This is a genomic window from Aquipuribacter sp. SD81, from assembly GCF_037153975.1.
Classification (GTDB): Bacteria; Actinomycetota; Actinomycetes; order Actinomycetales; family JBBAYJ01; genus Aquipuribacter.
Genome location: NZ_JBBAYJ010000020.1, coordinates 1 through 24,958 on the forward strand (window position 1 = coordinate 1; position 24,958 = coordinate 24,958).

Genomic DNA, 24,958 nt, shown 5'->3' on the forward strand with positions numbered 1-24,958 from the left:
ACGACGAACGGCCGAACCCACAGAATGTGGGTCCGGCCGTCCGCGATGTCCTGAGACATCACACTGGTCGGGACGGCGGGATTTGAACCCACGACCCCTTGACCCCCAGTCAAGTGCGCTACCAAGCTGCGCCACGTCCCGGTCGGCCCCTCGCGGAGCCGCCGTGGTGAAGCGTAGCGCAGGCTCAGCGCTGCTTCCGACGCTCCCGGGCCCGCACGTTGACCTCGATCGGGGTGCCCTCGAAGCCGAACGTCTCCCGCAGCCGGCGCTCGACGAAGCGGCGGTAGCCGGCCTCGAGGAAGCCCGTCGTGAAGAGCACGAACGTGGGCGGACGGACCCCCGCCTGCGTCGCGTAGAGGATGCGCGGCTGCTTGCCGCCGCGGACCGGGTGCGGGTGCGCGGCGACGATCTCGGCCACGAGCGCGTTGAGCCGCCCGGTCGGCACGCGGGTCTCCCACGACTCCAGCGCCGTGTCCATCGCCGGGACGAGCCGGTCGAGGTGGCGCCCGGTGAGGGCCGACACGTTGACCCGCGGTGCCCACGGCACCTGCACGAGCTCGAGCTCGAGCTCCCGCTCCAGGTAGCGGCGACGCTCCTCGTCGACGAGGTCCCACTTGTTGACGGCGAGGACGACGGCGCGCCCCGCGTCGACGGCGTTCTGCACGACGCGCACGTCCTGCTCGGTGAGGACCTGCGAGGCGTCGAGGAGCACGACCGCGACCTCCGAGCGCTCGAGCGCCGCCTGGGTGCGCAGCCCGGCGTAGAAGTCCGCGCCCTCGCTCGCGCGGTGCTTGCGGCGGATGCCCGCGGTGTCGACGAAGCGCCACGTGCGCCCGCGCAGCTCGACGAGCTCGTCGACGGGGTCGCGCGTGGTGCCGGCGACGTCGTCGACGACGACCCGCTCGCTGCCGACGACGGCGTTGAGCAGGCTCGACTTGCCGACGTTCGGGCGGCCGACGAGGGCGACGCGGCGCACGCCGGGCGCGTCGGGACGCCCGACCGCGCTCTGCTCGGGCAGCACGCGGAGCACCGCGTCGAGCATGTCGCCGCTGCCGCGCCCGTGCAGGGCGGAGACCGGGTACGGCTCGCCGAGGCCCAGCGACCACAGCGCGGCGGCGTCGGCCTCGCCGCGGGCGTCGTCGACCTTGTTGGCGACGAGCACGACGGGCTTGCCCGAGCGCCGCAGCATGCGGACGACGGCCTCGTCGACGGCGGTGGCGCCGACGGTGCCGTCGACGACGAAGACGACGGCGTCGGCGAGCTCGACCGCGACCTCGGCCTGCTCGGCGACCGCGGCCGCGAGGCCCTGCACGCGCGCGTCCCAGCCGCCGGTGTCGACGAGGGTGAACGCCCGGCCGGCCCACTCCACGGGGTAGCTGACGCGGTCCCGCGTGACGCCCGGGACGTCCTGCACGACCGCCTCGCGACGGCCGAGCACCCGGTTGACGAGGGTCGACTTGCCGACGTTGGGCCGCCCGACGACCGCGACGACGGGTCGCGCGACGTCGAGGTCGTCGAGGTCGTCGCCGCCCGCGCCCTCCAGGACGGCGAGGTCGGCCTCGTCGAGGTCGTAGTCGGCGAGCTGGCTGCGCAGCACGCGCTCGGCGTCGGTGTCGGGGATGCCGTCGCCGTTCGGGCCGGGCCGGGTGGGCCGGGTGTCGCTCATGGCGCCTGCTCCTGTCCCTCGGGGGTCGTCGTCGTCGGGTCGGGCGGGATGGGGTCGGTCGTAGCCGCGGGGGCGCCGGTCACCGGGTCACGGCCCTCGTCGTCCGGCAGCCGCTCCCCCGTCGCCGCGGCTGCGGCGACGACGTGCGCGCCGAGCCGGACCCGCACCTCCTCCGCGGCCCCGGCGAGGGCCTGCTTGCCGGGCACCCCGGCGGCGCGAGACAGCGTGAACGGCTCCCCGGCCACCACGTGCAGCCGGCGCCGGAACGGCGGCAGCCCGCCGGTCCGCTCACCGGTGCGGCGGGTGCCGAGCACCGCGACCGGCACCACCGGCGCGCCGGACTGCAGCGCGAGCCACGCGATGCCGGTGCGGACGGCGGCGACGTCTCCGCGCCCGCGCGAGCCCTCGGGGAAGATGCCGGCGACACCGCCGTCGCGCAGCACCGCGAGCGCGGACTGCAGGGCGGCCCGGTCGCTGCCGGCGCGGTCGACGGGGATCTGGCCGACCTGCCGCAGCGCCCACCCCCATAGACCCCGGAACATCTCCTTCTTGACGAGGAAGTGCACCGTGCGGCGGTTGGCGGAGTACACGAGCGGGCCGTCGAGCACGCTCACGTGGTTGACGGCGAGGAGCGCGGGACCGCTCGCGTAGCGGTCGAGGCCGACGGCCCGGGTGCGCCACAGCACGTGGGCGACGACCCAGCCGACGACCCGACCCCACCCGCGCCCCGTGGCCGCGGGCGCCGCGGGGCCGGCCGGGGCGCTCACGCCCCCGGTCCCGGGTCGCCGCCGCGCGGGGCGCCGTCAAGGCCCTGCGCGCGCCGCACGAGGTCGAGGACGGCCGTCACGGTCTCCTCGTAGCTGAGCGCGGACGAGTCGACGGTGTGGACGCCGTCGGCGGCGGTGAGGAACGACGTCACACGGCTGTCGGCCTCGTCGCGCTCGACGACCCCCGCACGGACCCCGGCGGAGCCGCCGGCCGGTCCCTCGGCCGATCCGCCGGCGGAGGTGGGCGCGACGGCCGACAGCTGCGCGGTCCGCCGGGCCACGCGCGCGTCGGCGTCGGCGGTGAGCAGCACGCGGACGTCGGCGTCGGGGGCGACGACGGTCGTGATGTCGCGACCCTCCGCGATGCAGCCGGTCGGCGCGCTGTCCATCACCTGCCGCTGGCGGCCGCGCAGCTCCTCGCGCACCGCGGGGTGCGCGGCGAAGGCCGACACCGCCCCGGTCACGCGCTCACCCCGGATGCCGTCCGGGCCGTCGGTGACGTCGTCGCCGTCGACGACGACGCGCTCGAGGTCGGGGTCCGTGCTGAGGTCGACCGTCACGGCCCGCGCGACGACCGCCGCCGCCTCCGGGTCGCCGACGTCGACCCCGTCGCGCAGCGCCGCCCAGCACGCCGCCCGGTACATGGCGCCGGTGTCGAGGTACGACAGCGAGGCGCGGCGGGCGACCTCGCGGGACACGCTGGACTTGCCCGACCCCGACGGTCCGTCGACCGCGACGAGCACACGACGGGGGGCAGCGGGCACGGGTCTCCTCGGGGGCCTCGGGGGCGGTCTGCGCGTCGCCGGACGTCACGGCGGGCGCGGTGGGCTCGCGCGGACGGCGCGGCGACCCTCCAGGCTACCCGCGACTCAGTCCGGCACCGACCATCCGCGGCCGCGGAGGGCCTCGACGAGGCCGTCGCGTGCCGCGGGCACGACCGTCACCTCCACGACGCCCACCTGCCGGCCCGGGCTGTGCTCGATGCGCAGGTCCTCGACGTTGACGCCGATCTCGCCGATGGCGCCGATGAGCGCGGCCAGCGACCCGGGCCGGTCGGGGATGAGGACCGGGACGGTCACGTAGGCGGCGGGCACGGAGCCGTGCTTGCCCGGCACCACGGCGTGCCCGGCGTTGCCGTCCGCGACCAGGCGGGCGAGGCCGCCGAGCGAGCCGGTCTCCAGCGCGGCGAGCGCGGCGTCGAGGTCGTCGCGCAGCAGCCGCAGGTGGTGCGCGAGCGGGCCGGCGTTCCCGGCGAGGATCTGCGCCCACAGCACGGGGTCGCTCGCCGCGATGCGGGTGACGTCGCGCAGGCCCTGTCCCGCCAGGCCGACGGCCGGGCCCGGCGCGCCCACGAGCCGGGCCGCGACGAGGCTCGCCGCGACCTGCGGCAGGTGGGACACGAGCGCGACCGCCTCGTCGTGCGCGGTCGGGTCGAGCTCGACGACCGCGGCGCCGAGCCGGGTGGCGAGCTCGCGCACGAGCGCGGTCGACGCGGGGGACGTGGTGGGCAGCGGCGTGAGCACCCACGGCCGTCCGACGAACAGGTCGCCGCGTGCGGCCATCGGTCCGTGCCGCTCGCGTCCTGCCATGGGGTGCCCGCCGACATAGCGGTCCGCGTCCGGCCCCGCGGCCTCGGCGACACCCGTGACGACCTGCGCCTTGGTGCTCGCGACGTCGGTCACCGCGGCCCCGGGGTGCCGTCGCAGGGCGGCGGCGACGAGGTCGGAGGTGACGTCGGGCGGCGCGGCCACGACGACGAGGACCGGCTCGGGCTCGTCGGGGCCGGGCAGGCGACCCGCGCCCAGGTCGGCGGCCAGCGTGGCCACGGTGGGCGACGCGTCGTGCAGCACGACCTCGCCGCCGGCCGAGGTGAGCGCGAGGCCGATGCTCGCGCCCACCAGCCCCGCGCCGACGACGTGCACGGGGCCACCGAGGGGTCCTGGCCCGCCGTGTCCGGACCGGTGCCCGTCGCCGGCCGCGCCGGTCGCGCCGGTCGCACCGGTCGCCGCAGCCGTCGCGGGGTCGCTCACTGCGCGATGTCGCGCCGCAGCGCGACCGCACCGCGCAGGTACACGTGCTGGACCTGCTCGCGGGGCCGATCGGTGTCCACGTGCGCGAGCAGCCGCACCACCCGCGGCATGGCCCCGGGCACGTCGACCTCCACCGCGCACAGCAGCGGCACCGACCCCAGGCCCGTCTCGCGCGCGGCGACGGCCGGGAACTCGCTCACCAGGTCCGGGGTGCACGTGAACAGGACGCTGATGAGGTCGTCCGGGGTGAGCCCGTTCGCCGTCATGACGGCCGCGACGAGCTCGCGGGTGGAGGCGAGCAGGTGCTCACGCTCGTCGACGTCGAGCTGCACCGCCCCCCGCACCGCACGCACCGCCACGGTCACGACGCTACCGGGGCACCGCCCCGGCGCGTCGTCACAGGCCCACGTCGCGGAACAGGCCCGCCACCTCCGCCTCGCTGAGGGTGCGGGTCCGCCCCGGCCGGAGCTCGCCGAGGCGAACGGGGCCGATGCGCGTGCGCACGAGCCGCTCGACGGGGTGCCCGACGGCCTCGAGCATGCGGCGCACCACGTGCTTGCGGCCCTCGTGGATGACGACCTCGAGCAGCGCCTTGCCGGGCGCGGAGTCGACCACGGCGAAGGAGTCGACGGCGACCGGGCCGTCCTCCAGCTCGATGCCCTCCTTGAGCCGGCGCCCGACGTCGCGCTGCAGCGGCCCCGGCACCTCGGCGAGGTACCACTTGGGCACGCCGTGGCTCGGGTGCTGCAGGCGGTGCGCGAGGTCGCCGTCGTTCGTGAGCAGCAGCAGGCCCTCGGACTCCACGTCGAGACGGCCGACGTGGAACAGCCGGTCCTCGCGGTCGGCGACGAGGTCGCCGAGGCAGGGCCGACCCTGCTCGTCGGCCATGGTCGACACCATGCCGACCGGCTTGTTGACGGCGAGGTAGACCTTCGTGTCGTCGGTCTGGATCCGCATGCCGTCGACGTGCACCACGGCACCGGGCCCCACGCGGGTGCCGAGCTCGGTGACGACGGCGCCGTCCACGGTGACCCGCCCGAGGGCGATGAGCTGCTCCGCGCGACGGCGCGAGGCCACGCCGGCCTGCGCGAGGACCTTCTGCAGCCGCTCTCCGGTGGGGTCGTGGACCTCCGCGCCCGAGCCGGGCGGCGGGGCGCCGTCGCGGCGCAGGCGCGCTCGGTCGGCGGCGCCGGGGCGGCTCGTGCGCGGCTTGCCGCGGCCGCCGCGGCGGCTCGTGGGGCTCACGGCGCCGCCCCCGGGCGGACGCGGTCGCGTCCCTCGATCTCGTCGATCACGTCGGTCTCCGGCAGGTAGGGCGCGAGCGGCGGCAGCTCGTCGAGGGAGGTGAGGCCCAGCCGCTCGCACAGCTCGTCGGTCGTCACGTAGAGGATCGCACCTCCCGGCCCCTCCCCCGACGCCTCGGCGACCAGCCCGCGCTGCACGAGCGTGCGGATGGTCGCGTCGGCGCTCACGCCGCGGATGCTCGAGACCGTCGCCCGCGCGACGGGCTGCCGGTAGGCGATGATCGCGAGGGTCTCCAGCGCGGCGCGCGACAGCCGGGCCGTCGCGCCGTCGCTCACGAAGCGCTCGACCACGGGCGCGAAGACCTGGCGGGAGTACACGCGCCAGCCCGCGCCCGAGCGGCGCAGCTCGAAGCCGCGACCGTCCTCGTCGTACTCCGCCGCCAGGTCGGTGAGCAGCTGCTCGACGCGCTCCAGCGGCAGCGCCAGCGCCGCCGCGAGCACGAGCGGCGGCACGGGCTCGTCGGCCACCATGACGACCGCCTCCACCGCGGCGCGCGCACCGCCGGGCAGCGCGTCGACGTCGAGGCCCTCCTGCAGGCTCATCCGGTGCTCCCTCCCTCGGCGCGGTCGCCGGTCGCCACCGCGTCCCCGTCACGGCCCGGACCCGGGCGCAGCAGGCGCACCGAGAGCTCTGCGAGCGGGCCCGCCTGCTCCAGCGCCACCTGCTCCTCGCGGTACAGCTCGAGGACCGCGAGGAAGCGTGCCACGACCACGGCGCGCGACCCGGCGTCGGCCACGAGCACGCGGAAGGACGTCGAGGCCCCGGCCGCGAGCCGCCGCAGCAAGTGCGCGCGCTGCTCCGCCACCGACACCTCGGGCGCGTGGAGGTGGTCCAGCCCGACCGTGGGGACCGGTCTGGGCCGCAGCGCCTCGGCGGCCAGGCGCGCGAAGGCGCCCGCCTCCATCGTCCACACGAGCTCCGGCAGCAGGTCCGCGGCGAGCGGGTCGTCGCCGCGACGGCGCGGGTGCCGCCCGGACTGCTCGGCCAGGCGCGCCCCGAGGTCGGCGGCCGCGGTGCGGAAGGCCCGGTACTGCAGCAGGCGCGCGAACAGCAGGTCGCGGGCCTCGAGCAGCGCGAGGTCCTGCTCGTCCTCCACCACCGCGCCCGGCAGCAGCCTGGCGGCCTTGAGGTCGAGCAGCGTGGCGGCGACGAGCACGAAGCCGCTGGCCTCGTCGAGGCTCCAGTCCTCCAGCCCGCGGATGTGCGCGACGAACTCGTCGGTCACCCGGGCGAGCGCGACCTCGGTGACGTCGAGCCGGTGCTTGGCGATGAGGCCGAGCAGGAGGTCGAACGGCCCGGTGAAGACGTCGAGGTGCACCTCGAAGCCGCTGACGGGCTCCTCCGGTGCGCCCGCCGGGTTGCCGGGCACGCGCGCGGTCCTCAGGCGACGAGCCCGCGAGCGACCAGCTCGCGCGCCAGCTGGCGGTAGGCCTGGGTGCCGGGGTGCGTGGGGGCGTACGTCGTCATGGGCTGCGACGCGGCGGAGGAGTCCGGGAACTTGACGGTGCGCGAGATGACGGTGTGGAAGACCTTGTCGCCGAAGACGTCGACGAGACGGGCGACGACCTCGCGGCTGTGGAGCGTCCGCGAGTCGTACATCGTCGGGAGCACCCCGTCGATCTCCAGGCCGTAGTTGAGCCGGTCGGTGACCTTCTCGATGGTCTGCTGCAGCAGCGCGACCCCCCGCAGCGCGAAGTACTCGCACTCCACGGGGATGAGCACGCCGTGGGCGGCCGTGAGGGCGTTGACGGCGAGCAGGCCGAGCGAGGGCTGGCAGTCGATGAGCACGACGTCGTAGTCGTCGAGCAGCGGCCGCAGCAGCCGCTTGAGGACCATCTCCCGGGCGACCTCGGAGACGAGGTGCACCTCGGCCGCCGACAGGTGGATGTCGGTGGGCAGCACGTCGATCCCCTCGATCGAGGTGCCGCGCACGACCGTGCGGACGTCGAGGTCGCGGTCGACGAGCAGCTGGTACAGCGACGGCTCGCCCTCCTCCGGGCGGACGCCGAGGTTGGCCGACAGCGCGCCCTGCGGGTCGAAGTCCACGAGCAGCACGCGGCGCCCGTACTCCGCGAGGGCCGCGCCGAGGTTCATGGTCGTCGTCGTCTTGCCGACGCCGCCCTTCTGGTTGCACAGGGCGATGACGCGCGCGGGGCCGTGCGAGCCGAGCACCGGCGGCACCCCGAAGTCGGGCACGGGGCGACCGGTGGGGCCCAGGCCGTCGTAGTCCACGGGGGCCTCCTCCGGCCTGCCGTCGCTCGCGATGCTCACGCGCCGACCCTAGTCGCGCGCGAGCTGCGCCCGTGCACCCCCACGCCGTCCTTCAGCGCGCCCGGGGGTGGCTGGTGGCATACACCTCACGCAGAGCGTCGACCGACACGTGCGTGTACACCTGCGTGGTCGCGACGGAGGCGTGCCCGAGCAGCTCCTGCACGACGCGGACGTCCGCGCCCGCCTCGATGAGGTGCGTGGCGAAGGAGTGGCGCAGCAGGTGCGGCCCGACGGGCGGCCCGCCCGGCTCCGGCAGCCCGGCGACGGCCGCGGCCCGCTGCAGCACCGCCCACGCCGACTGCCGGCTCAGACGCCCGCCGCGGCTGTTGCGCAGCAGGGCCCGGGCGCCGTCGGCACCGTCGCCGCCGAGGGCCGCCCGGCCGCGGACGAGGTAGGCCTCCAGCGCCGCGCGGGCGTGGCTGCCGACGGGGACCGCCCGGTGCTTGCCGCCCTTGCCCACGAGGCGCACGACCGTCACCACCTCGCCGTCGGAGCCGACGACGTCGTCGACGTCGAGGCGCACGAGCTCGGAGATCCGTGCCCCCGTCGCGTACAGCAGCTCCAGCAGCGCGCGGTCGCGCAGCCCGAGCGGCGTGGTGGTGTCCGGGGCCTGGAGCAGGCGCAGGACCGCGTCGACGCCGATGGCCTTGGGCAGGCGGCGCGGCAGGCTGGGCGCGCGCACCTCACGGGTGACGTCGAGCGCCACCTGCCCCTCGGCGAGCAGGAAGCGGTGCAGACCACGGACGGCGGCCAGCGCCCGGGCGGTGCTCGCGGCGGACAGCCCCTCGTCGGTCCGCAGGGCGACGACGAAGGCCGACACGTCCTGCTCGGTCGCCTCCGCCGCCCCGCCGCGCCCGACGGCCCGCAGGTGCTCCACCCAGCGACGCAGGTCGCGGCGGTAGGCCGCGAGCGTGTTGGCCGCCACGCCGCGCTCGACCGCGAGGTGGTCCAGCCAGCCCCGCGCGGCCGAGGCGAGCGGGTCGCGTCCGAGCCCGTCGGCCGGGCCGGGGCCGGGGCCCGCGCTCTCGCCGGTGCTGCGGGCGTCGCGGGGCGCGACGACGGCACCGCCCGGGCGGGAGGTCGTCGTCGTCGCGTCCACGGCTCGGGCCCGCCTCAGCCCAGGACGGCGGCGAGCTCGGTGTGCTCCATGCCGTGCGCCGTCGCGACCGGCTCGTTGACGACCGCGCCCGCGTGCGTGTTGAGGCCGAGGGCGAGCGCGGGGTCGGCGCGCAGGGCCTCCCGCCAGCCGGTGGTGGCCAGCGCCGAGGCGTACGGCAGCGTGACGTTGGTCAGCGCGTACGTCGACGTGTTCGGCACCGCGCCCGGCATGTTCGCCACGCAGTAGAAGACGGAGTCGTGGACGGGGAACGTGGGGTCGGCGTGGGTGGTGGGGCGCGTGTCCTCGAAGCAGCCGCCCTGGTCGACGGAGATGTCGACGAGGACGCTGCCGGGGCGCATGCGCGAGACGAGCTCGTTGCTCACGAGCTTCGGCGCCTTCGCGCCCGGCACGAGGACGGCCCCGATGACGAGGTCGGCGGACAGGACGGCCCGCTCGAGCTCGAGGGTGTTCGAGGCGACGGTCTGCACCCGGCCCTGGTAGATCCGGTCGGCGGCCCGCAGCCGCGACACGTCGCGGTCCATGAGCACGACCTCCGCCTGCATGCCGACGGCCGTCGCGGTCGCGTTGAGCCCGGCGACGCCGGCCCCGACGACGACGACCTTCGCCGCGTACGTGCCGGAGACCCCGCCCATGAGCACGCCGCGCCCGCCGGAGGCGCGCATGAGGGTGTGGGCGCCGACCATCGGGGCGAGCCGGCCCGCGACCTCGCTCATCGGGTACAGCAGCGGCAGCGCCCGGTCGGCGGTCTGCACCGTCTCGTACGCGATGGCCGTCACCTCCTTGGCGACGAGCTCCTCGGTGAGGCGCCGGTCGGCGGCGAGGTGGAGGTAGGTGAAGAGGACGAGGTCCTTGCGCAGGCGGTGGTACTCCTCCTCGACCGGCTCCTTGACCTTGAGGACGAGGTCGGCGCGGCCCCACACCTCGTCGGCGTCCTCGACGATCGTCGCGCCCTCGGCGCGGTAGTCGTCGTCCGTGAGGGAGGACCCGAGCCCGGCGCCGGCCTGGACGAGCACCTCGTGGCCGTGGCTGCGGAGCTCGTGGACGCCCGAGGGCGTGAGGGCGACGCGGTACTCGTGGTTCTTCACCTCGGAGGGGACCCCGACGACGGTGGCGGGGCTCGCGGAAGCAGTCACGAGCGCACTGTAGGGCCGTAGCGTGGGCCTGGTGGAGGAGGTCAGCAGGACCGTGTCGCAGGCCACGCCGGGTGCGGGGCCGTCGGGGTCAGGCGCCCGGCAGCCCGCCGCTGGCGGGCCGCGGCTCCGCTGGTACGCCGACGTGCCGGCGGTGCGCGCCCGGCAGGTGGTCGCCGACGTGCTCGTCGCGTGCTGGTGCCTCGCGTGGGTCGCGGTGGGCGTCGCCGTGCACGGGGCGGTCTCCTCCCTCGTGGCGCCGACCCGCTCGGTGGCCGGCAGCGCCGCCGACGCCGCCGAGCAGCTGGAGCGCGGCGGTGAGGCGGTCGGCCGTCTGCCGCTGGTCGGCGGGGAGGTGCAGGCGCCGCTGGACGGGGCCGCGGGGGCGGTGGCGGGCGTCGCGGAGCAGGCGCTGCGCCTCGCGGACCTCGTCGGCGACCTCGCGCTCGCCCTGGCGGTGCTCGTGCCCCTCACCCCGGTCGCGGTCGTGCTCCTGCTGTGGCTGCCGGTGCGGCTGCGGGCGGCCAGGCGCGCGGGAGCGGCGCACGCGATGCTCGCGGCCGGCGCCGACCCCGACCTGTTCGCCATCCGCGCGCTCGCGACGCAGCCCCTGCCGGCGCTAGCCGCGGTGTCGCCGGACCCGGTGGGCGCGTGGCGGCGCGGGGACCCGGCCGTGGTCCGCGCGCTGGCCCGCCTCGAGCTCGCCTCGGCGGGCGTGCGGGCGCCCGGTGACGCCGGCGCGTCCGACGCCCGCGCCGTGGGAGGTCGCGCGTGAGCGGGGAGCAGTCGCTGCACCTCGCCCACGTCGTCGCCCGCTCCCCCGAGGCGGTCTACCGGTTCGCGGTGCAGCCGGCGAACCTGCCGCGCTGGGCGGCGGGGCTGGCGAGCGGCGTGCGGGAGGGCCGGGACGGCTGGTGGCTGTGCGCGTCCCCCCTGGGCGACGTGCGGGTGCGCTTCGCGCCGGAGAACCGGTTCGGGGTGCTCGACCACACCGTCGTGCTGCCCGACGGCACGTCGGTGCTCAACCCCCTGCGCGTCCTGCCGCACCCTGCGGGCAGCGAGGTGGTGTTCACCTACCGCCGCTCCCCCGGGCAGGACGACGCCGCCGCGGCCGCCGACGAGGCGGCGGTGCGGGCCGACCTCGCCCGGCTCGCGGACCTGCTGGTCCCCGGGACCGGCTGAGGTCGGCTGCGCCGTCTCAGCCGGCTCGGTCGGTGCGCACGACGCGCTGACGCGCGTCGTCCGGAGGCGGCGCCCACGTCGCCGCGTCGGCCTCCACCTGGTCGCCGGAGCGGATGTCCTTGACCTGGTCCGGCGCGCCGTCCTCGCCGGGGAACCACACGAAGGGCACGCCGAGCCGGTCGGCGTGGCGGATCTGGCGGCCGAACTTCGCCGCGGTCGGGGCCGTGTCCGCGCTCACACCGCGCGCCCGCAGCGCCCGTGCCACCGCGTCCGAGCGCGAGCGCGTCGCCTCGTCGGTCACGGCGACGACCACCGCCGTCGGCACCGGGCGGGTGGCGCGCACCACGTCGTCGCGCAGCAGCCGCGACACGAGCCGGCTCACGCCGATGCTGAGGCCGACCCCGGGGTGGCGCGTGGCCCCGTCGCTCGCGAGGTCGTCGTAGCGCCCGCCGGAGCAGACCGACCCGAGGTCCTCCTGCCCCACCAGCTCGGTCTCGTAGACGCTGCCCGTGTAGTAGTCGAGGCCCCGCACGACCGACAGGTCCGCGACGACCGCGCCGGGGGCGACGTCCTCGGCCGCGTCGAGCAGCCGCTGCAGGTCCGCCACGGCGCCGGCCAGGTCGTCGGAGGTGGCGCCGTGGCGGGCCGCGAGCGCTCCCACGGCGCCGGCGGCGTCGCGACCGGTGAGCGAGGCCATGTCGAGCACCGCGTCGGCCTGGGCGCCGCTCGCGCCCGCCCGCTCGCGCAGCAGCGCCCCGACCGCGTCCGGACCGATCTTCGCGAGCTTGTCGACCGCGGCGAGGACGGCGCCGACGTCGTCGAGCCCGAGGCCGCGCACGAGCCCCTCGGCGACCCGGCGGTCGTTGACGCGCATGCGGACCTCACCGACGTCGAGCGCCCGCAGCGCCTCGACCATGACGAGCGGCACGTCGACCTCGTGGTGGCGCGGGAGCGTGTCGCGCCCGACGACGTCGACGTCGGCTTGCACGAACTCCCGGAACCGGCCGTCCTGCGGCCGCTCACCGCGCCAGGACCGCTGGATCTGGTAGCGCTTGAACGGGAACGTGAGGTGCCCGCCGTTCTGCAGCACGTAGCGCGCGAGGGGGACGGTGAGGTCGAAGTGCAGCCCGAGGGTGTCGTCGTCGGGCGCGCCGGCGTCCCCCGGCTCGTCGGCGTGCAGGCGCCGGACGACGTAGACCTCCTTGTCGATCTCGCCCTTGCGCAGCATCTGCGACAGCGGCTCGACCGAGCGGGTCTCGATGCCCGCGAAGCCGTGCAGCTCGAACACGCGGCGCAGCGTGTCGACGACGTGGACCTCGACGGCCCGCTCGGCGGGCAGCCACTCGGGGAAGCCCGACAGCGGCGCGATGCGCGCCATCAGAGCGCCCGGCCCGCGGCGAGCGCCCGCAGGAACGGGTTGCCGGCCCGCTCGGCGGCCATGGTCGTGGTCGGCCCGTGGCCGGGCAGGACGGTGACGTCGTCGCCGAAGCGGGGCAGGACGTCGCGCAGCGACCGCGTCATGGCGGCCTGGTCGCCGCCGGGCAGGTCGGTGCGACCGATGCTGCCCGCGAACAGCAGGTCGCCGCTCAGCAGCAGCGGCTCCGTCCCGCCCGTGGCGAAGACGGTCGACCCCTCGGTGTGGCCGGGCGTGTGGTGCACCGTCAGGTCGAGGCCCGCGACGGACACCGTGACGGGCTCGGCGGCGCCGGGCAGGTCGACGACCCGCTCGGGGACCTGCCAGCGGTCCTCGGGGCCGAACTGGGCGGCGAGCATGTGGCGCAGCTGCGGCTCGAGCGTCGCGAGCGGGTCGGTGAGGCGGTAGCGGTCGTCGGGGTGCACGTGCACGGCGACCGGCGAGCCCGCGTCGCCGCAGACGGGCGTGACCGACCAGACGTGGTCGGCGTGCCCGTGCGTGACGAGCACGGCGGCCGGGCGCAGGCGCTCGTCGGTGAGCACGTCGCGCAGGCGCGGGACCACACCGAAACCGGGGTCCACGACCACGCACTCCTCGCCGGGACCGCTCGCCAGCACCCAGCAGTTGGTGCCGAAGGCCGAGGCCTCCACCGCGCGTACCAGCATGGTCGCCACCCTAGATGCCTATGCTGTCGTCCCTGTCCGCGGGCGGACGGGCACCGGGCCCGTCCCCGCACGCCTGGGAAGGACCACGTCGCAGTGTCGTCGAAGCGCGAGCGGGAGTCTGAACGCCGCCGGCAGGAGAAGTTCGAGCAGCGCATCGCCGACAAGGAGCAGTCGCGGCACGGTGCGCGCCGCCGCAACGCCGTGGTGGCCGTGCTCGTCGCGGCGGTCGCCGTCGTGGGCGTCGTCGTCGCCACCGCGCTCTCCGGCACGGGCGGTGACGAGGTCGCCGCCGACCCCGCGACGGCCTTCGCCGAGGACCCGACCGCGGGGACGGCCGCGCCGCAGGACCCCGCCACGGGCGGGGCGGAGCCCGCGCCGACGCAGGACCCGGCGTCGCAGGACGCCGACAACCCGTGCCCCCCCGGCCCCGGGCCGGTGCAGCCGGTGCAGGTCGACGAGCAGCCCCCGCCCGCCGAGGGGCCGGTCACCATGACCATCACGACGACGTGCGGCGACGTCGTCGTCGAGCTCGACGGCGACGCCGCCCCGCAGGCGGTCGGCAGCACGGTCGGGCTCGCCCGCGCGGGCTTCTACGACGGCACGCCGTGCCACCGCCTCACCACCAGCGGCATCTTCGTGCTGCAGTGCGGCGACCCCACCGCGACGGGCACCGGCGGGCCGGGCTACCGGTACGGCCCGGTGGAGAACGCGCCCGCCGACGACGTGTACCCCGCCGGGACCATCGCGATGGCCCGCGCCGGCAACGACCCGCAGAGCATGGGCAGCCAGTTCTTCATCGTGTACGAGGACTCGGTCATCCCGTCCGACGGCGCGGGCGGGTACACCGTCATGGGACAGGTGGTCGAGGGGCTCGACATCGTCCAGCAGGTCGCAGAGGGTGGGCTCGCGCCCGACGGGGTCGCCCCGGCCCGCAGCATCGGCATCGTGAGCATCGACGTGGAGGAGTCAGCGTGAGCACCGAGGACACCCGCCCGGACCAGGGGCCGGAGACGGAGCCCGTCGACGGCGCCGGCGCAGCGGCGGCGGCGGAGCCCACCGTCGAGCCGCAGGGCGCCGTGGGGTCGCACGACGAGGCTGACGCGACCGCATCGGGCACCGAGGGCGCCGACGCCGCGGACGAGTCGGCCGCGGCCGAGCCCGGGACGGCGGAGGAGTCCGCCGCGGCGGACGCCGCGGCCGCCGGTCCGGTGGCCGACGAGACGGGCACCGACGCGACCCCTGCCGACGAGACCTCGGTCGACGCCGCCGCGAGCGGTGGGACGGCCTCCGAGGAGGCCGCCTCCGAGCCGCCCGCGACCGAGCCGCCCGCGACCGAGCCGTCCGCGACCGAGCCGGCCGTCGAGCAGCCGGCCGAGCTGGAGGTCGCTCCCGAGACCACGCCCGAGCCCACGGCCACGCCGCCCGCGGAGGACCCCGCTGAGCCGGCGGCCGGTCCGTCCGCCCAGCAGGCCGCCGAGCCCACCGGGGAGCCCACCGCGGAGCCCACCGCGGAGCCCACCGCGCCCACAGCCGAGCCCACCGCGGAGCAGCCCGCCGAGCCCACCGCGGAGCAGGCCCCCGGGGCGCAGGAGCCGGCGGTCGAGCACCACCCGAGCCCGGCGGCCCTCGCCGCCCACCGGCACGCGCCGGCCGGGGGCGGGCAGCCCGCCCCAGCCGTCGTCGCGCCCGTCCCGCCCCTCGCCGTCGGTGCGGCGGACTTCGGTCGCGTCGACGAGAACGGCACCGTCCACGTCCGCGACGGCGACACCGAGCGCGAGGTCGGCCAGTACCCGGACGTGCCCGCCGACGAGGCGCTCGCCTTCTACGTCCGCAAGTACGAGGACCTCGCGGCGCAGGTGCTCCTGCTGTCCCAGCGCCTGGACAACGGCACGGTGCCGGCGAAGGAGGCCCGCCAGTCGCTGGGTGCGCTCTCCGAGGCCGCGACCGAGGCGAAGGTCGTCGGTGACCTGCCGGCGCTGCGCGCGGAGGTCGAGCGGCTCGGCGGGCTCGTCGAGGAGCGCGCACGTGCCGAGGAGGCGGAGCGGGCGGCGGCGCGCCGGACCGCCCTCGCCGAGCGCGAGCGCATCGTCGCGGAGGCCGAGCAGATCGCGGCCACGCCCGCCGAGCAGATGCACTTCAAGAGCGCCGGCGAGCGCATGGCGGCGCTGCTGGAGGAGTGGAAGTCCGCGCAGCGCTCCGGGACGCGGCTCGACAAGCGGACCGAGGACCCGCTGTGGAAGCGCTTCGCGGCCGCCCGCTCCGCCGTCGACCGCCTGCGCCGGGCGCACTTCGCCCAGGTCGGGGAGCAGCGCGCGGCCACGAAGTCGAGCAAGGAGTCGATCATCGCCCGCGCGGAGGAGCTGCAGACCTCGACCGACTGGCGGGCCGCCAGCGACGAGTTCCGCACCCTCATGGACCGGTGGAAGGCCGCCGGCCGCCTGTCCCGCAAGGACGACGACGCGCTGTGGGCGCGCTTCCGCAAGGCGCAGGACGTGTTCTTCGCGGCCCGGTCGGAGGCCAACGCCGCGCAGGACGAGGAGTACAGGGCGAACCTCGCCGTCAAGGAGCAGCTGCTCGCCGAGGCCGAGGGGCTGCTGCCGGTCAAGGACCTCGAGCAGGCGCGCCGTCAGCTCGCGAGCATCCAGGACCGCTGGGACGAGGCGGGCCGGGTCCCTCGGCGCGACCTCGAGCGGATCGAGGGGCGGCTCCGCGCCGTCATCGAGAAGGTCCGCGAGGCGGACAGCGCGCGGTGGGGCAAGGGCAGCAGCGAGGTCGTCTCCCGCGGCTCCGGCATGGTCACCCAGCTCGAGGCCCAGCTGGCGGAGCTGGAGGCGAAGGTGCGCGACGCCGAGGCGCGCGGCGACAGCCGGGCGGCCTCCCGCGCCGCACAGGAGCGTGACACCAAGCGGGCGTGGCTGGACCAGGCACGCAGCTCCCTCAGCGACCTGTCCCGCTGACGAGCCTCCTGGGGACGGGCGCACGTCCGTCCCCAGGGGGGCCCGACGGGCGAGGCATCGGGCAAGGCCGGCCCGCCACGGTGCCCGGGTGGACGTCCCCTGGCTCCGAGACAGCTGCCCGCCCGCCCCCTTCGTCTCCGGGGGGCTCGCCGACGGGCTCGCCGCGCCCGCCCCGCTCGTCGAGGTGCTGCCCGGCGTGCTCGCCGCCGCGGCCCCCGGCTGGGCGGACGGCCGGGCGGGCGCCGCACCGCGTGCGCGTGCCCTCGCCTGGGCGACGGGCCTGCGCTCCGGCGTGGTGCTGCGCCTGGCCGCCGCCTGGGTGTGGACGGGGGACGGAGGCCTGCTGCCGCGCCGGGTCCGGGCGGCCGCGGCCCCGGCCCGGCCGCTGTCCAGCCAGGCGCCCGCCGCCGCCTCCGACCGGCTGCGGCTGCTCCCGACCCGCTGGTGCGGCTCCGCCGACTGGTGCGACGTCGGGGGCGTGGGCGTGACACGGCCGGCCACGACCGCCGCCGAGTGCCTGCGGCTGGAGCCCGCGCCGGCGGCCGAGTCCGCCGTCCGCGCCCTCCTTGGGGCAGGCGTCGTGGACCTGGACGCCGTGCGGGCGGCGCTGCTCGGGGCGGCCGGGGCGCGGTCCAGGACGACGGCCCTGGCGAGGCTGGACGCCCTGGGTCAGTCGCCCGCGACCTCGCGCTGCACGCCGCTCGTCACGCGGTAGACGTCGAAGACGCCCTCGACCCGGCGGACGGCGTTGAGCACGTGGTCGAGGTGCTGGGTGTCGCCCATCTCGAAGGTGAACTTCGACAGCGCGACCCGCTCGTCGGACGTGGAGACCGAGGCCGACAGGATGTTGACGTGCGCGTCGGACAGCACGCGCGTCACGTCCGACAGCAGCCGGCTGCGGTCCAGCGCCTCGACCTGGATCTGCACGAGGAACACGCTCGCCGACGTGGGAGCCCACTCGACGGCGAGCAGCCGCTCCGGCTCCCGCTCCAGCGCCGCGACGTTGCCGCAGTCCGAGCGGTGCACCGAGACACCCTGGCCCTTGGTGACGAAGCCGACGATGTCGTCGCCGGGAACCGGCGTGCAGCAGCGTGCGAGCTTGACCCACACGTCCTCCGCGCCGCGGACGACGACGCCGGACTCGCTGAAGCGCGGCCGCGCGACGCGCCGGCTCGGGGTGGTGACCTCGGCGAGGTCCTCCTCCGTGCCCTCCGCACCCCCGAGGGAGGCGACGAGCTTCTGCACGACTGCCTGCGCGCTGACGTGCCCCTCCCCCACGGCCGCGTACAGGGCGGACACGTCGAGGTAGCGCATCTCCTGCGCGAGCGCGACGAGCGTCTCGTGCGACAGCATCCGCTGCACCGGCAGGTTCTGCTTGCGCATCACGCGCGCGATCGCGTCGCGCCCCGCGTCGATGGCCTCCTCGCGGCGCTCCTTGGAGAACCACTGCCGGATCTTGTTCCGTGCCCGGGGCGAGGCGACGAAGGACGCCCAGTCGCGGCTCGGTCCGGCGCCCGCCGCCTTCGAGGTGAAGATCTCGACGACGTCGCCGTTCTGCAGCGTGCTCTCCAGCGGCACGAGCCGGCCGTTGACGCGCGCCCCCATGCACCGGTGCCCCACCTCGGTGTGGACGGCGTAGGCGAAGTCGACCGGGGTCGAGCCCGCCGGCAGCGACATGACGTCACCGCGCGGCGTGAAGACGAACACCTCCTGGGCCGCCACCTCGAAGCGCAGCCCCTCGAGGAACTCCTCGGGGTCGCCGGTCTCGGCCTGCCAGTCCAGCAGCTGCCGCAGCCACGCCATGTCGCTCGGGTCGTTGGCCCGGGCGCCCTTGCCGGGGCGGCTGCCGGAGCCGGTGTCCTTGTACTTCCAGTGCGCCGCGACGCCGTACTCCGCGCGACGGTGCATCTCGAAGGTGCGGATCTGCACCTCGACGGGCTTGCCGCCGGGACCGATGACGGTCGTGTGCAGCGACTGGTACATGTTGAACTTGGGCATCGCGATGTAGTCCTTGAACCGCCCGGGCACGGGGGTCCAGCGCGCGTGGAGCGCACCGAGGACGGCGTAGCAGTCGCGCAGGTTCTCGACGAGGACACGTGCGGCGACCAGGTCGTAGATGTCGGCGAAGTCGCGGCCGCGCACGATCATCTTCTGGTAGATCGAGTAGTAGTGCTTCGGCCGGCCCGTCACGGTCGCCTTGATCTTGGCCGAGCGCAGGTCGGTCGCGATCTGCTCGCGCACCTTGACGAGGTACTCCTCGCGCGCCGGCGCCCGCTCGGCCACGAGACGGACGATCTCGTCGTAGACCTTCGGGTAGAGCGTCGCGAACGACAGGTCCTCGAGCTCCCACTTGATCGTGTTCATGCCGAGGCGGTGCGCGAGCGGCGCGAAGATCTCGAGGGTCTCCCGGGCCTTGCGCTGCGCGGAGCCGGCCGAGACGAACCGCCACGTGCGGGCGTTGTGCAGGCGGTCGGCGAGCTTGATGACGAGCACGCGGATGTCGCGCGCCATCGCGACGACCATCTTCCGGACGGTCTCGGCCTGCGCGGCGTCGCCGTACGTGACCTTGTCGAGCTTCGTCACCCCGTCGACGAGGGCCGCGACCTCGTCACCGAAGTCGGCGCGCAGGTCGTCGAGGGAGTAGTCGGTGTCCTCGACCGTGTCGTGCAGCAGGGCCGCCGCGAGCGTCGACGTGGGCATGCCCAGCTCGGCGAGGATGGTCGCGACGGCGACCGGGTGGGTGATGTACGGGTCGCCGCTCTTGCGCATCTGGCCGTCGTGCGCGCGCTCGGCGACGACGTACGCGCGCTCCAGCAGCGACGTGTCGGCCTTGGGGTCGGCCGCCCTCACCGTGACGAGCAGCGGCTCGAGGATCGGGCTGACCTGGGGCCGTGAGAGCCCCCGCCGGGCCCACCGGGACAGGATCCGGCCGGACCCTGCCGGGGTGGGCACCGCCGAGCCGGCCCCCGCCGCCGCGGTGGAGGTGGGCGCGGCGATGACCGGGGCGGCGGTCTGGGCGCCACCGGCCCCTGCTCCGCCGTCGCCGGGCGCGAGCGGGCCGTCCGTCGTCGGGCCGTCGGTCACACGCACCTCCCCGGTCGGGCCGGCCGCCCGCGGGTCCGCGGAGCGCCGGCCGGTCCGGTGAGTCTAGGTGCCCGCGCGGCCCGGGTCAGCGCCGGCTGCGCGGAGCGCGCCTCGGCTGCTCGCGCTGCCCGAGCGGTCGGTCGCGCAGCGAGAGCCGGTCGATGTCGCGGACGTCGTCGTAGTCGTCGTCGGCGCCCACCGTGACCAGCGGGCCGACCGCCGTGCCGCTCGCGCTCACCTCTCGACCGGCCCGACGCTCCTCGACCCGGCGGGCCTGGTCGACGACGGCCTTCTCCCGCTCGCGCAGGTGCACGAGCAGCGGGGTCGCGAGGAAGACGGAGGAGTAGGTACCGACCGCGATGCCGATGAACAGCGCGAGGCTGAGGTCGAGCAGGGTGCCGGCGCCGAGCAGCAGCGCGCCGATGAAGAGGATCGCCGCGACCGGCAGCAGCGCGACCACGCTCGTGTTGATCGAGCGGACCAGCGTCTGGTTGACCGCCCGGTTCGCCTCCTCGGCGTACGTCGAGTCGTTCTGCTCGAAGACGTCCTCGGTGTTCTCGCGCACCTTGTCGAAGACGACGACCGTGTCGTACAGCGAGTAGCCGAGGATCGTGAGGAAGCCGATCACCGTGGACGGCGTGACCTCGAGCCCGATGAGGGCATACAGCCCGACCGTGATGACGATGTCGTGGACGAGGGCGACGAGCGCGGCGACGGCCATCTTCCACGTGCGGAAGTACACGGCGATGACGAGCCCCACGAGCACGAGGAAGATCACGAGGCCCTGCAGCGCGCGCTGGGACACCTCCTGGCCCCACGTCGCCCCGACGAAGTCGCTCGTCACCTCGTCCTCGCCGACACCGAACTGCTCGGCGAGGGCTGCGGCGACCTGACCGGTCTCCTCCGTGGTCAGCTGCCCGGTGCGGACGCGGATGCCCCCGTCGCCGATGCCGGACGCCTGCACCTCGGTGGGGCCGAGCACGCTCTCGACGGCCTCGGCCGCGGCGATGGTGTCGACCTCGCCCTCGACCTCTGCGATCTGGAACTGCGAGCCGCCCGTGAAGTCGATGCCGAGGTTGAGCCCGCGCACGAGCAGCGAGCCGACGGCGACGAGCAGGACGACGGCGGCGACGACGTACCAGGTCCGGCGGCGCTGGACGATCGGGTACGCCTTCTCGCCGGTGTAGAGGCGGTTGCCCCAGCGGTCGAACTTCACAGGACTGCCCCTTCGTTGGCTCGCGCGGCCGCGCGCTTGCGCTCGGCGAGGGTGGTGGACTGACGAGCCGCGCCGCTGCGGACGGCGCGCCGGGCGACGACGGAGCCCAGGTGCTCGGCGTCGAAGCCGGACAGCCGGTGGCCGCCGCCGAAGAACTTCGTGCGGGCCAGCAGCGTGACGAGCGGCTTGGTGAAGAGGAAGACGACGAGCAGGTCGATGACCGTCGTGAGGCCCAGGGTGAAGGCGAAGCCCCGGACGCCGCCGACCGCGAGCAGGTAGAGCACGACGGCGGCGAGGAACGACACCGTGTCGGAGGCGAGGATCGTGCGCCGGGCACGCTCCCAGCCGCGCTCCACCGCGACCTCGAGGCTGCGGCCGTCCCGGATCTCGTCGCGGATGCGCTCGAAGAACACGATGAACGAGTCCGCGGTGATGCCGATGGCGACGATGAGGCCCGCGACGCCGGGCAGGCTCAGCCGGTACCCCTGCCGCCACGACAGCAGCAGCAGCATCCCGTAGGCCAGCAGCCCCGCGACCAGCAGCGACGCGACCGTCACCAGGCCGAGGGCGCGATACTGGATGAGCGAGTAGACGACGACGAGCCCGAGGCCGATCAGGCCGGCGATCAGGCCGAGCCTCAGCTGCTCGTCGCCGAGGGTGGCGGACACGGTGCTCGTCGACTCCACGACGAACGACAGCGGCAGGGCGCCGAAGCGCAGCTGGTTGGCGAGGACCTCCGCGGTGTCCTGGGTGAAGTTGCCGGAGATCTCCGCGCGGCCGTTGGAGATGATCCCGTTCATGGTCGGCGCGGAGATGACGAGCCCGTCGAGCACGATCCCGAATCGGTTGCGGTCGCCGGTCAGGTCGAAGAGCCGTCGGGAGACCTCGGCGAACTCGCGGGTCCCCTGGCCGTCGAACTCGAGGTTGACGGCGATCTGGCCGGTCGACTGCCCGGTCTGGCCCGTCTGGAAGCCCCACTGGGCGTCCGAGACGTTCTCACCGCGCACCTCGACGGGCCCGAGCACGTACTTCTCGAAGCCGTCCTGGCTGCACGCGACGAGCGGCTCGTCCGGAGCGCCCTGCTCGACACGCGTCACGCTGCCCGTCGCGGGGTCGAGGCACGTCAGCGCCTGGAAGTCGGCGAGGACCTCGGGGGTGAGGTAGGCCGGGTCGGAGGCGTCGGTCGGCTCGGTGGCGGGCAGGGCTCCGCCGGTTCCGGCGTCCTGCGGCTCGCCGGTGCCGACGGCGGTCGGCTCTGCGGCGGGCGCGGCGGTCGGCTCGGCGACGGGCTCGGCGACGGGCTCGGCGGTCGCCGCGCCCGTGGGCTCGACGGCCCCCGCGAGGACGTCGCCGCGCGGCAGCGGGCGCCCCTGCGGCTCCGCCGTGGCGGCTCCCGTCGCGGTGTCGGTCGCGGCGCCGGACGCGCCGTCGCCCGGCGTGACGGACGGGACGTCGCCCACCGCCCCGCTCGGCTGCGGCGCGGGCGCCGAGCTGCCGTCGCTCGGCACGCTGGGCGCGGCGCTGGGGTCCAGCAGGCTGGGGTCGAAGCCGGTGCCGGACAGCAGCACCGGGCGGAACGCCAGCTCGGCGCTGGCGCGGACCAGGTCGAGGGTCTCTTCGTCGGCCTGGCCGGGGATCGAGACGACGATGTTGTTGTCGCCCTGGCGCACCACCTCCGCCTCGGTCACGCCCGTGCCGTTGACGCGCTGGCGGATGATCTCGACGGCCTGGTCGAGGGACTCGTCGGGGATGCCCTCCCCGGCCTCCGCCTCGGGCGTGAGGATCACCTGGGTGCCGCCCTCGAGGTCGAGCGCGAGCGCCGGCGTCCAGCGCGCGTCGTCGAGGAAATACCCCCCGGCCACGGTGCCGAAGAGGATGGCGGTGATGACGGACAGGAGGACGAGGGTGCGCCTTGGGCGCGACCGACGGGTGGTCGTGGTCACGGTGCTTCTCTCAGCTCAGGTGGTCGTGGGGCGGTCGGGTCCGGTGGCGGGGTCCTCCGGTCCGGCACCGGGGGCGTCGGGGGTGGCGTCGTCGCCGGCGGCGTCGGGCACGGGCAGGACCCGAACCACGGAGCCCTTGACCCAGCGGGTGCGCTGGCCGTCCTCCCCCACGAGCGTGACGGTGTCCTCGGTCACGGCGGCGACGGTGCCGATCATGCCCGCAGCCGTCAGGACCTCGCGGCCGACCGCGAGGGAGTCCTGCGTGGCGCGGACCTCCCTGCGCTGGCGGCTCACGCGGCTGAACTGCAGGATGAGGATGAGCGCCAGCCCGGCGAGCAGGATCAGGGCGGGATCCACATCGGTCCTTCCGGTCTGGCCGGTCCGCGCAGCGCAGCGACGGCACACGTTCGGAGCCCCCCGGAGCGTGAAGGCCTCCGCGGAGTCTAGGCGAGTCGCTGGGGGTCGCCGTACCCGCTCCACAGCGTGGGTTCCTCGACGGCGCCCGGACCGCCTCCCACCTGCTGCACCGGCGGCGACATGCCGAGGTGCTGCCACGCCGCGGGCAGCGCGACGCGCCCGCGCGGGGTGCGGGCGAGGAAGCCCTGCCGCAGCAGGTACGGCTCGCACACCGTCTCGACCGTCTCCGGCTCCTCGCCGACCGTCGTCGCGAGCGTCGCGAGGCCGACCGGCCCGCCACCGAAGCGACGGCACAGCGCGTCGAGCACCGCCTGGTCCAGGCGGTCCAGGCCGAGCTCGTCGACCCCGAACAGCTCCAGCGCCGCCCGGGCGTCGGCGAGGGTCACCGGCCCGGCGTCCTCCGCGAGCCCCGCGGAGCCGTGGACCTCGGCGTAGTCGCGCACGCGGCGCAGGAGGCGGTTGGCGATGCGCGGCGTGCCACGGCTGCGCCCGGCGATCTCGTGCGGCACGTCGGGCTCGGTGCGCACGCCGAGCAGCCGCGCGCTGCGTCGCAGCACGCGCCCGAGGTCGGCCTCGTCGTAGAAGTCGAGGTGACCGGTGAAGCCGAAGCGGTCGCGCAGCGGGCTCGGCAGCATGCCCGCGCGGGTGGTCGCGCCCACGAGGGTGAAGCGCGGCAGCGGCAGCGGGATGGCCGTGGCGCCCGGGCCCTTGCCGACCACCACGTCGACGCGGAAGTCCTCCATCGCGACGTAGAGCATCTCCTCCGCGGCGCGGGACATGCGGTGGATCTCGTCGAGGAAGAGCACCTCGTGCTCGTCGAGGGAGGACAGGATCGCCGCGAGGTCGCCGGCGTGCTGCAGCGCCGGTCCGCTCGTGACCCTGACGGGCACACCCATCTCGGCCCCGACGATGTAGGCGAGCGTGGTCTTGCCGAGCCCCGGCGGCCCGGCCAGGAGCACGTGGTCCGGGCTGCTGCCCCGCCGCTTGGCCGCCTCGAGCACGAGGCCGAGCTGCCGGCGCACGACCGGCTGGCCGACGAACTCCTGCATGGACCGCGGCCGCAGCGCCGCCTCCTCGGCGAGCTCCCCGCTCGCGGCACGCGGGTCGACCTCTCGCGCGGGGTCGGGCTGCTCGGCGCTCACGCCGGCGCCAGCCCGCGCAGCGCGGCCCGCAGCAGCTGTGAGGCCTCCATGTCGACCCCGTCGTCGACGGGCACGCGAGCGACGGCGTCCTCCGCCTGCCGCTGCTGCCAGCCGAGCCCGACGAGGGCCGCGACCACCTGCTCGGGCACGCCGCCGGCCGCGACCGCGGGGGCGGCATCGGCCCCGGCGCCGCCCGTCGTGCCGCCCGGACGCGGCGCGCCCGGCGAGGGCAGGGCGCCGAGGCGGTCACCGAGCTCCAGGAGCATGCGCTGGGCGCCCTTGCGCCCGATGCCCGGCACCGCCGTCAGCGCCTTCTCGTCCTGCCCGGCGACCGCGGCCCGCAGCGCGTCGGGCTCGAGGACCGCGAGGACCGCGAGCGCGAGCCTCGGGCCGACGCCGGAGACGGTCTGCAGCAGCTCGAAGACGTCGCGCTCGTCGTCGTCGGCGAAGCCGAAGAGCGTGAGGGAGTCCTCGCGCACGACGAGCGACGTCGCGAGCCGCGCGTCGGCGCCGGGGCGCAGCGTCGACAGCGTCCTGGGCGTCGCGCGCACGAGCAGCCCCATGCCGCCGACCCCGACCACGACCCGGTCGAGATGCACGTGGAGCACGCGCCCGGTCACCTCTGCGAGCACAGGCACCTCCGGCGGGA

General features: G+C 75.9%; 24 protein-coding genes and 1 tRNA gene. 5 read left to right on the plus strand and 20 right to left on the minus strand.

Going from position 1 to position 24,958, the window contains the following annotated elements:
• Positions 1–64: 64 nt before the first annotated feature.
• The 12 genes from WAA21_RS12560 to ald all read right to left on the minus strand — a co-directional run bounded on the left by WAA21_RS12560 (position 65) and on the right by ald (position 10,292).
• Positions 65–141: transfer RNA gene (locus tag WAA21_RS12560), tRNA-Pro, on the minus strand.
• 43 nt (positions 142–184) lie between these two features.
• Positions 185–1,666 (minus strand): ribosome biogenesis GTPase Der, encoded by a 1,482-nt coding sequence (gene der, locus WAA21_RS12565; RefSeq protein WP_336923158.1) that lies wholly within the window; start codon positions 1,664–1,666, stop codon positions 185–187.
• Positions 1,663–2,433, minus strand: coding sequence for a lysophospholipid acyltransferase family protein (locus tag WAA21_RS12570; protein ID WP_336923159.1), 771 nt, complete (start codon positions 2,431–2,433; stop codon positions 1,663–1,665). The genes der and WAA21_RS12570 overlap by 4 nt, the downstream gene beginning before the upstream one ends.
• On the minus strand, positions 2,430–3,197 hold the full coding sequence (cmk, locus tag WAA21_RS12575; protein ID WP_336923160.1) for a (d)CMP kinase: 768 nt from the start codon (positions 3,195–3,197) through the stop codon (positions 2,430–2,432). Before cmk ends, WAA21_RS12570 begins: the two co-directional genes overlap by 4 nt.
• A 105-nt stretch (positions 3,198–3,302) precedes the next feature.
• Complete coding sequence (locus WAA21_RS12580) at positions 3,303–4,355, minus strand: prephenate dehydrogenase (RefSeq protein ID WP_336923161.1); 1,053 nt, start codon at positions 4,353–4,355, stop codon at positions 3,303–3,305.
• 104 nt (positions 4,356–4,459) lie between these two features.
• Positions 4,460–4,822 (minus strand): chorismate mutase, encoded by a 363-nt coding sequence (gene aroH / locus WAA21_RS12585; RefSeq protein ID WP_336923162.1) that lies wholly within the window; start codon positions 4,820–4,822, stop codon positions 4,460–4,462.
• 37 nt (positions 4,823–4,859) lie between these two features.
• Positions 4,860–5,708, minus strand: coding sequence for a pseudouridine synthase (locus WAA21_RS12590; protein WP_442893282.1), 849 nt, complete (start codon positions 5,706–5,708; stop codon positions 4,860–4,862).
• Entirely contained in the window at positions 5,705–6,310 is a 606-nt protein-coding gene (scpB, locus tag WAA21_RS12595) for an SMC-Scp complex subunit ScpB (RefSeq protein WP_336923163.1), read from the minus strand. Before scpB ends, WAA21_RS12590 begins: the two co-directional genes overlap by 4 nt.
• Entirely contained in the window at positions 6,307–7,137 is an 831-nt protein-coding gene (locus WAA21_RS12600) for a segregation and condensation protein A (RefSeq protein ID WP_336923164.1), read from the minus strand. Before WAA21_RS12600 ends, scpB begins: the two co-directional genes overlap by 4 nt.
• A gap of 11 nt (positions 7,138–7,148) precedes the next feature.
• Entirely contained in the window at positions 7,149–8,039 is an 891-nt protein-coding gene (locus WAA21_RS12605) for a ParA family protein (protein WP_442893283.1), read from the minus strand.
• A 52-nt stretch (positions 8,040–8,091) separates the two neighbouring features.
• Positions 8,092–9,138: a site-specific tyrosine recombinase XerD gene (locus tag WAA21_RS12610; protein ID WP_336923165.1), complete on the minus strand. Its 1,047-nt coding sequence runs from the start codon at positions 9,136–9,138 to the stop codon at positions 8,092–8,094.
• 14 nt (positions 9,139–9,152) lie between these two features.
• Complete coding sequence (gene ald, locus WAA21_RS12615; protein WP_336923166.1) at positions 9,153–10,292, minus strand: alanine dehydrogenase; 1,140 nt, start codon at positions 10,290–10,292, stop codon at positions 9,153–9,155.
• Between the two features lie 31 nt (positions 10,293–10,323).
• Between ald and WAA21_RS12620 the strand changes: the two genes are divergently transcribed.
• Together WAA21_RS12620 and WAA21_RS12625 are read left to right on the plus strand one after the other, a co-directional pair.
• Positions 10,324–11,064 carry a hypothetical protein gene (locus WAA21_RS12620; RefSeq protein WP_336923167.1) on the plus strand — a complete coding sequence of 247 codons (741 nt, stop codon included), beginning with the start codon at positions 10,324–10,326 and terminating at the stop codon, positions 11,062–11,064.
• Positions 11,061–11,471 carry an SRPBCC family protein gene (locus tag WAA21_RS12625; RefSeq protein WP_336923168.1) on the plus strand — a complete coding sequence of 137 codons (411 nt, stop codon included), beginning with the start codon at positions 11,061–11,063 and terminating at the stop codon, positions 11,469–11,471. Before WAA21_RS12620 ends, WAA21_RS12625 begins: the two co-directional genes overlap by 4 nt.
• Before the next feature lie 16 nt (positions 11,472–11,487).
• On the opposite strand, the gene hisS is transcribed toward WAA21_RS12625, so the two are convergent.
• Positions 11,488–12,849: a histidine--tRNA ligase gene (hisS, locus tag WAA21_RS12630; protein WP_336923169.1), complete on the minus strand. Its 1,362-nt coding sequence runs from the start codon at positions 12,847–12,849 to the stop codon at positions 11,488–11,490.
• Positions 12,849–13,550: an MBL fold metallo-hydrolase gene (locus tag WAA21_RS12635; RefSeq protein ID WP_336923170.1), complete on the minus strand. Its 702-nt coding sequence runs from the start codon at positions 13,548–13,550 to the stop codon at positions 12,849–12,851. The genes hisS and WAA21_RS12635 overlap by 1 nt, the downstream gene beginning before the upstream one ends.
• Positions 13,551–13,643: 93 nt before the next feature.
• Between WAA21_RS12635 and WAA21_RS12640 the strand changes: the two genes are divergently transcribed.
• From WAA21_RS12640 to WAA21_RS12650, 3 genes are all read left to right on the plus strand, one after another.
• A complete protein-coding gene (locus WAA21_RS12640) occupies positions 13,644–14,525 on the plus strand; it encodes a peptidylprolyl isomerase (protein WP_336923171.1) in 882 nt (293 codons plus the stop codon).
• Positions 14,522–16,507, plus strand: coding sequence for a DUF349 domain-containing protein (locus WAA21_RS12645; protein ID WP_336923172.1), 1,986 nt, complete (start codon positions 14,522–14,524; stop codon positions 16,505–16,507). Before WAA21_RS12640 ends, WAA21_RS12645 begins: the two co-directional genes overlap by 4 nt.
• Before the next feature lie 88 nt (positions 16,508–16,595).
• Entirely contained in the window at positions 16,596–17,222 is a 627-nt protein-coding gene (locus WAA21_RS12650) for a hypothetical protein (RefSeq protein ID WP_336923173.1), read from the plus strand.
• Here the strand turns inward: WAA21_RS12650 and WAA21_RS12655 are convergent.
• The 6 genes from WAA21_RS12655 to ruvA form a co-directional block, all read right to left on the minus strand.
• Entirely contained in the window at positions 17,177–19,429 is a 2,253-nt protein-coding gene (locus WAA21_RS12655) for a RelA/SpoT family protein (protein ID WP_442893287.1), read from the minus strand. The genes WAA21_RS12650 and WAA21_RS12655 overlap by 46 nt on opposite strands.
• A gap of 247 nt (positions 19,430–19,676) precedes the next feature.
• A complete protein-coding gene (gene secF, locus WAA21_RS12660) occupies positions 19,677–20,807 on the minus strand; it encodes a protein translocase subunit SecF (RefSeq protein WP_336923174.1) in 1,131 nt (376 codons plus the stop codon).
• Positions 20,804–22,750 carry a protein translocase subunit SecD gene (gene secD, locus WAA21_RS12665; protein ID WP_336923175.1) on the minus strand — a complete coding sequence of 649 codons (1,947 nt, stop codon included), beginning with the start codon at positions 22,748–22,750 and terminating at the stop codon, positions 20,804–20,806. Before secD ends, secF begins: the two co-directional genes overlap by 4 nt.
• Positions 22,751–22,765: 15 nt before the next feature.
• The gene (yajC, locus tag WAA21_RS12670) at positions 22,766–23,107 is read right to left on the minus strand and encodes a preprotein translocase subunit YajC (RefSeq protein ID WP_336923176.1); all 342 of its coding nucleotides are present in this window, start codon (positions 23,105–23,107) and stop codon (positions 22,766–22,768) included.
• A gap of 86 nt (positions 23,108–23,193) precedes the next feature.
• Complete coding sequence (ruvB, locus tag WAA21_RS12675) at positions 23,194–24,309, minus strand: Holliday junction branch migration DNA helicase RuvB (protein ID WP_336923177.1); 1,116 nt, start codon at positions 24,307–24,309, stop codon at positions 23,194–23,196.
• The gene (gene ruvA, locus WAA21_RS12680; protein ID WP_336923178.1) at positions 24,306–24,941 is read right to left on the minus strand and encodes a Holliday junction branch migration protein RuvA; all 636 of its coding nucleotides are present in this window, start codon (positions 24,939–24,941) and stop codon (positions 24,306–24,308) included. Before ruvA ends, ruvB begins: the two co-directional genes overlap by 4 nt.
• Between the last annotated feature and the right edge of the window lie 17 nt (positions 24,942–24,958).

Bases quoted from the DNA above. Each gene is read 5' to 3' on its own strand.
- hisS (WP_336923169.1), bottom strand. From the start codon at position 12,849: ATGGCGCGCATCGCGCCGCTGTCGGGCTTCCCCGAGTGGCTGCCCGCC.
- scpB (WP_336923163.1), bottom strand. From the start codon at position 6,310: ATGAGCCTGCAGGAGGGCCTCGACGTCGACGCGCTGCCCGGCGGTGCG.
- der (WP_336923158.1), bottom strand. From the start codon at position 1,666: ATGAGCGACACCCGGCCCACCCGGCCCGGCCCGAACGGCGACGGCATC.
- WAA21_RS12635 (WP_336923170.1), bottom strand. From the start codon at position 13,550: ATGCTGGTACGCGCGGTGGAGGCCTCGGCCTTCGGCACCAACTGCTGG.